The organism is Negativicutes bacterium, from assembly GCA_021372785.1.
In the GTDB taxonomy this organism is placed as follows: domain Bacteria; phylum Bacillota; class JAAYKD01; order JAAYKD01; family JAAYKD01; genus JAJFTT01.
Genome location: JAJFTT010000026.1, coordinates 1 through 6,903, shown reverse-complemented (window position 1 = coordinate 6,903; position 6,903 = coordinate 1). Strand labels below are relative to the sequence as shown.

Below are 6,903 nucleotides of genomic sequence, written 5' to 3'. Positions count from 1 at the left end.
CCCCCCAACGCAATAAATTTTGAGAAGGGTGCTTTTTGATCTTCTTTTCTTTCGCTTCGTATGTTTTATTTACAATATCAAAAGTTTATGTAGGATCTGACAACATGAAAACAGAAAAAATGACGGACTCTCTGACTGAGCAGCAAATCAGTTGAGGAAGCACTGTCTGCCGGCATCAGGAGTGCTGCGGCCAATATTCCGAATATTACCCTGTACGCTAAATCAGAATCACAGTGCCTTGTTTCCAATCTCTTCGCCGTTCATACAAGAGTGTATTACTTTTTTAAAATCTATGCGCTGCTTTTGTTCTGATCAAGAGAAATTGATCGGCGGGAAGGAGAGTGATTCTCTGCCATAAAATACAGATTTAGGTAAATCCTCCGGAAAAATCCCGTTCTTAATAGGTTTTTTTATCTCAGAGCATCGGGAAAATCGAGTTTTTACGTAAGCAAACAAAGCAAACAAAAGGAGGAAGTTTTTTATGGCGATTGCATATGCCTATATCCCGGAAGGATATTCTCCCGCACAAAAAAAGATCCTGATTCAGCACACCAAAAAAGCCTGTATGGAAGGTTTTGGCGTATCGGAAGACCATTCATTTGTATCGATCCAAGAAATCAAGAAAGAGAACATGGATGAGCAGACGGCAACGATGAAATGTCTGTTTGTTTATACCACATTCGGCAAGACGCCTGAGGGGAAAAACATCATTTGTAATGGGTTTGATGAGGCTTGCGCCGCAGCGTTTGGTCAAGACAAAGGGCGCACCATTGTGATCATCAAAGAACACGGCAATGACAATGCCGGTTCGAACGGCTACTTACGACCTTTCAGCCCGGGTTATGCCGATTATCTCAAAGAGCAAGCAGAAATGGAAGCCATCGCGAAAGCGAAAGCTTTGACTCTATAGAAATAGCTACAAAACGAGCTTTCCAAGCCGAATCAATGGCTTTGAAAGCTCGTTTGTTCGTTTCTAAGCAGTTTTCCGAAAAAGGTCATAAATACAGGGACTGTTCTTAAATTAAAAATCTTATTTTTTTCGCCAGTCGATAAAGTCGACGATTTCGCAGCCGATTTCCTGAAGTTTGGCATCGACCCAGGGGCGTGGGTAAGTTTTGCTTCGATTTTGCATTTCAATCGTCTCTGCTTCTTTTTGCATGAGAAGTCTGACGTCGCGTAAAATTTGTTCCGCATCGGCGGGACGAACAAACAGCAAGCCATCGCCATCCCCTATGACCAGATCACCCGGGAAAACCATTTGCCCGGCAAAACAAATGGGCGTGTTGATTTCGCCGGGCCCGTTTTTGTAGGGACCGTTGGGAGAAACACCACGGGCATAAACCGGATAATCCATGGCAGCGAGGGCCTCTGCGTCGCGAATGCTGCCATCGATGATGATGCCGGCTAAGCCGCGGATTTGGCAGTAATGAGACATTAACTCACCCACAATGCTGCGGTTGAGAAAGCCGCCAGCCGCGACCACAAGAACATCGCCAGGTTGGGCCAAATCCAGCGCTTTGTGCACCATGAGGTTATCACCTTCCGGAATTTGCACGGTGAAGGCAATCCCGAGCAGCTCTTTTTTACCATAGGGACGAATTTCGGCAGCGACAGCCGCGGTTCGATTCATGCAGTCGTCGAGGTTCGCGACGGGAATTCCGCGAAACTGCTCTATGAGTTCACGCTTGGGTCTGGGAAAATCAAGATAAATTCGGCTTCCTGCGCTCATGATATTCACTCCTTTGATGATAGGATGCTGTCTACTCTGCCATGAGTACCTTAATTCGATGATACCTAATATAGATGAATTGTATATTTTAATGATTCACCATACTGTTTTGCTATTCTGCCTGCTTTTTATTGCTTTCTTTCCCGTTAAGATAGGGCAAGCATAACTACAACAAGCGGAAGCATACTATAGTTTGCTATTCCACCAGATGGTGTACCCTTTAACAAGATCGGTGGAGAAGCGATGGGATTTATTGGTTTTGCGCATGTTGGTTTGACAATAACTTATCCAGATAGATCGATTTGAATTGGTTACTCGCCATCATCTGCTTCAAAGGCGGTAATTGCAGAATAACGCCGAGCGCTGCCGCCATCGCACAATGATTGGCGAATGCCTAATGATCGAATATGAGATTTTGCAGGGTACTTTTTTCGATCGCTTGCAGAATAAATCGATGGGTACTATTCACCGGCGTAATGATTTGAACTTCTCTTCTGACCAATTCAATCGCCTTTTGGGGACAATTTCGCACACAGACCCCACAACCGAAACATATCTCCTGATCGATGCGCGCTGTCGAGCGACCCTCTTTGCTTTTTGCATGAAAATCGCTAAGACCGGACAGACTTTTTCACATTTTCCACACCCCGCGCATTTTTCCGAAATTTCAGGTCTGTAATTTGTCGTTGCCACCGGCTGCATTGGGCTGAATTTTCTTGCGGCCTGCAAAGTTTCGCAGCAACAACCGCAGCAATTACAAATAAACGCCGGGGTTTCACGAACATTTTCGCCAATTTGCACCAGGTTTGCCGCATAAGATCGCACCAGAACATCCATTGCCTCTTTCTGATCAATTAACCTCGCATAGTGCCCGTTTTCCGCCAGAGAACGAACAACATTGCCGAATGTTAGGCAAACATCCATGGGAACGTTGATGCTGGATGGACGGCCCACATGCAGCATCTTATGTCTGCAATAACAAGTTCCGAGACCGATGTGCATCGCTTCCGCAATAATATGGCTTGCTCTTTCATAATCCAAAATATGAATCGTGTTCTCATTCGTCAGGATGCGCTCCTGCACAAAAACCCGTTCAAGACGTGTCTCTGTTGCGAAGAATAAATCCTTGACAAAATCTTCTTCTACATTCAGATATTGATAATACAATTCACATAAATATTCCTGATCAATATCACCCCGTCTACGCATCAATGCAAATTCAATAAATCCAGCCATGGGCGGTGGCATTGCATATTGCCGCTCTCCCTTATAAAATGAGTCCACCAGCAACGCCTTCTGACAAAGGCGCTCTAAAAAGCGATCTGCTTCTCCAACACTGATCTTCCAGATTTTTGCGGCTTTCCTAGCAGTAAAGGGACGCACCGGCAATAAAGCAACCCTTTTCGCTTCCGCTTCTGTATATAAAATCTGCAGAATTTATATAGACTGTCCGACGGCGGAGCTCCCTGCGTGAACCAATTGATTCTCTCTTCTAAACTCTTATAAGCTTCTTTACTGGCTCTGTACCCCATAGCTTACAACCTTCCTCATATTTTTGAATTTATCAGTTTTACAAGGAAAAGCACTTGATATGCGTACGCTGTTTATGCTTTCTTTACGATAAATCAACAGTCATTTCCTTCTTTCTTTTACTGATGTCGAATGAAAAGACTTTGATTGTCAAAGCTCTATTTGGCTTTTCCTGGAATTCTTGAGGTTCCCGCCTTGCTTGATGGTTTTAGTTGCTTTCCATACAAACCTCTCAATGAGCAAATTGCAAAAAACAGAGAGCAAGTGGGAAGTAATCTCCAAATGCTCTCTGCTTCCTAGCACCCTGCGGTGATAGCGAGTGTTGTTGTTTTGCTTCTGGTTCAACCGACGCTTATGCCAGTGTGCGGACTGATTTTTCGCGCTGCCATTGACGTGTCATCGCCGCCGCAATAAAGGCGGACTCATCGTCGACAGACAGAACACCGGCATCCTGCACGATATTTGCTGTCTTTAAAAGCTCGCTGCCCCCTTTGTCGGAAGCGATGGCTTTAAGATGAACGAAAGCATCCCGCACAAATTCGACAGCTGCGTTTTCCTTCGACAAAGCCTTCGCGCTTTCGTGGGAAAGGATAACAGCAATTGCGTCAAATAACACAGAAGGTGTCCCCGCTAATTGGCCGTTTACAGGCAGGTTCGAACCATCGGCCAGCTTCACGCCTCCGATTTTGGGGGCAACAATTTTCACAGTTGCTCCTGCATCAGTGGCGCTTTTTCTCATTTTTTCGATAGCGCTGCCGTCTGAGCCGTCGGCAATCAGAATGGCAATTGCACGCCCAACAAGCGTTGCTTTCATTTTGCCGATCATCTGCAGTGCGGGAGAGACCGGCAGGTTTTTTACGGGAACCGCAATCGGCGGCGCGTCGGGGAGTTGACCGAGTGCCAAACCTGCAGCAACTCGCTCAGCAAGATCTTCATCGATATGACGCACATGCCCGACGATCGCTTTGCGTATGTGCAGATGCTCAACTTTTGAAAGCTCAAAGACAAATGCCGAAGCGATATGTGCCTGCTCATAAGCGGTTTGGCTGAGATAAAACTGTCGTGCCTGACTATAGTGATCGGCGAAGCTTTCTGCACGGATGCGACCTTTTTCTCCGCTCTCGCCGACTGCGGCGCTGTAAAACCCTTCACGCAAGGATTCACGTGCCGAATTTTCCGCAAGAGAGCTGGGTTCATAGTTCACGCGGCCTTCCGGTTGCCCCATCTGCATCTGCCCGTCGCGCTGTTGATTGGCTACAGGACATTTTGGCGCGTTGATCGGTATCTGATTGAAATTGGGCGAGCCCAGCCGGGAAAGCTGCGTATCGTGATAGGAAAATAAACGGCCTTGCAGCAGCGGATCATTGGAAAAATCAATGCCCGGCACAACATGAGAAGGACAGTAGGCAACTTGCTCCGTTTCAGCAAAGAAATTATTCGGCCAGCGGTTCAGGACCATGCGGCCGATCACTTTCAAGGGGACGAGCTCTTCGGGGATCAACTTGGTCGCATCCAAATGATCGAACGGAAAGCGATCCGCTTCCTCCTGGGTAAAAAGCTGAACCGCAAATTCCCATTCGGGGAATTCACCCGCCGAAATTGCCTCATACAGATCTCGGCGATGGAAATCCTGATCCGCACCGGAAATCTTGATGGTCTCATCCCAAATGGTAGATTGCAGGCCAAGTTTAGGACGCCAGTGAAATTTGACAAAAGTTGATTTTCCGGCTTTGTTAATCAATCGGAAGCTATGCACCCCAAAGCCTTCGATCATCCGCAAGGAACGCGGCAAGGTACGGTCTGACATGATCCACATCATTGTGTGCATGGATTCCGGAGTAAGCGAAATAAAATCCCAGAATGTATCGTGGGCGGTTGCCGATTGAGGAAAACCGCGGTCGGGTTCCATTTTTACAGCGTGAATCAGGTCGGGAAATTTAATCGCGTCCTGGATAAAGAAAACCGGAATGTTATTGCCGACCAGATCCCAATTCCCTTCCTTTGTGTAAAATTTCACGGCGAATCCGCGTATGTCGCGTGGTGTGTCCACCGATCCGGCACCCCCTGCAACGGTTGATATTCGCGTGAAGACAGGCGTTTTCTCTCCTACCTCAGTCAGTATTTTTGCAGTGGTATATTCCTGTAAGGAATCCGTCAGTTCAAAATAGCCGTGTGCGCCTGTCGCTCGGGCGTGAACGATACGTTCGGGAATTCGCTCATGATCGAAATGCGTGATTTTTTCGCGAAGGATGAAATCCTCTAACAATGTGGGACCATGCGGATTGGCTCTCAGTGAGTTCTGATTGTCAGAAATCTTGACGCCTTGTCTGTAGTAAGAGCGGGGTGATTGCCGCCGGAAATCTGATGCAGTTCCGCGCGTTCTGCTAACGCTGACTCTTTGGCAAAAGCAGAATCCTGTACGTTGGTTCCGAGATTTTTACTCCTATTCTTATCATCCATCTTCATTCTCCTCACGATGTCATGTCAGCATCAAAGCTTCAGAAAAGTGAGCAGGTCAGAGTTAAGCCGGTCGTTCTCTGTATAAGTGAGTCCGTGTGGTGCGCCTTTATATATTTTCAGTTCCGCGTTTTTGACTAGTTTCGCAGATGCGAGCGCCGCTGCGCCAATTGGAACGATTTGATCATCATCGCCGTGAATAATCAGCGTGGGTATGTCGATTTTTTTCAGGTCTTCGGTGAAATCCGTTTCAGAAAACGCCTTAATGCAATCGTAGGTATTCTTGTGGCCGGCGCTCATACCTTGCAGCCAGAAAGAATCAATCATCCCCTGGCTGACCTTGGCGCCTGGTCTGTTGGCTCCGAAGAATGGTCCGCCGGCAAGATCTTGATAAAACTGCGAACGGTCGGTGACAGAGTCAAGACGGATTTGATCAAATACCTGCATCGGCAAACCTGCGGGGTTACCTGCTGTTTTCAGCATCAAAGGCGGCACAGCCGAAATCAGTGCGGCTTTTGCCAGACGCTTGCTGCCATAACGGCCAATATAGCGGCTAATTTCGCCGCCACCTGCGGAGAAACCAATCAGAACAGCAGCCTTCAGATCAAGCGCTTCCATCAACTGTGAGAGATCATCCGCATAAGTATCCATATCATTGCCCTGCCAAGGCTGATCCGAACGTCCGTGTCCGCGGCGGTCATGCGCAATACAGCGATAACCCTGAGAAGCCAGGAACATCATACTCGCTTCCCAACTGTCTGAGTTGAGCGGCCAACCATGGCTGAACACCACGGGTTGCCCCTTCCCCCAATCCTTGTAATAAATTTGCGTGCCATCTTTCATCTTAATCATGCTCATGATTTGACTCCTTTCGTTAAATACCAATACCTACAAGATAAATCTATTATACGCCTACGAAAACGATTTGTAAACTAATATTTAGTAATATCTTTCTATATATAATATTAATTATATTATGAATTTTCAATTTTACCCAGTTTATCGTTTATCGATCAGAAATTTGCTTTGTTCTGCCACGATCATTTGTAAGCGTCAAATAACACCCACATAGTCAAACGAACTTCGAAATGAGATAATACCTCCTAAAGGGGGTGTTGTCATGGGAACAACAAAAACACAAAAGCGTAAGAAATACACAAAGTCAGAAAAGAGCGAGCTGCTGAATT

Annotated in this window: 3 protein-coding genes and 2 pseudogenes; 1 reads left to right on the top strand and 4 read right to left on the bottom strand. The window is 46.6% G+C overall.

Features of this window, described 5'->3' with window-relative positions:
• The first annotated feature begins 481 nt into the window (after positions 1 to 481).
• Positions 482 to 910, top strand: a complete 429-nt coding sequence (locus tag LLG09_03265; protein ID MCE5196134.1) for a 4-oxalocrotonate tautomerase family protein — start codon at positions 482 to 484, stop codon at positions 908 to 910.
• Between the two features lie 120 nt (positions 911 to 1,030).
• Here the strand turns inward: LLG09_03265 and LLG09_03260 are convergent, their stop codons facing one another.
• From LLG09_03260 to LLG09_03245, 4 genes and pseudogenes are all read right to left on the bottom strand, one after another.
• Entirely contained in the window at positions 1,031 to 1,729 is a 699-nt protein-coding gene (locus LLG09_03260) for an RraA family protein (protein ID MCE5196133.1), read from the bottom strand.
• A gap of 250 nt (positions 1,730 to 1,979) precedes the next feature.
• Positions 1,980 to 3,261, bottom strand: a pseudogene (locus tag LLG09_03255) (4Fe-4S dicluster domain-containing protein).
• A gap of 350 nt (positions 3,262 to 3,611) precedes the next feature.
• Positions 3,612 to 5,629 (bottom strand): annotated as a pseudogene (locus LLG09_03250) (catalase).
• A 120-nt stretch (positions 5,630 to 5,749) separates the two neighbouring features.
• Positions 5,750 to 6,574: an alpha/beta hydrolase gene (locus tag LLG09_03245; GenBank protein ID MCE5196132.1), complete on the bottom strand. Its 825-nt coding sequence runs from the start codon at positions 6,572 to 6,574 to the stop codon at positions 5,750 to 5,752.
• Positions 6,575 to 6,903: the final 329 nt, after the last annotated feature.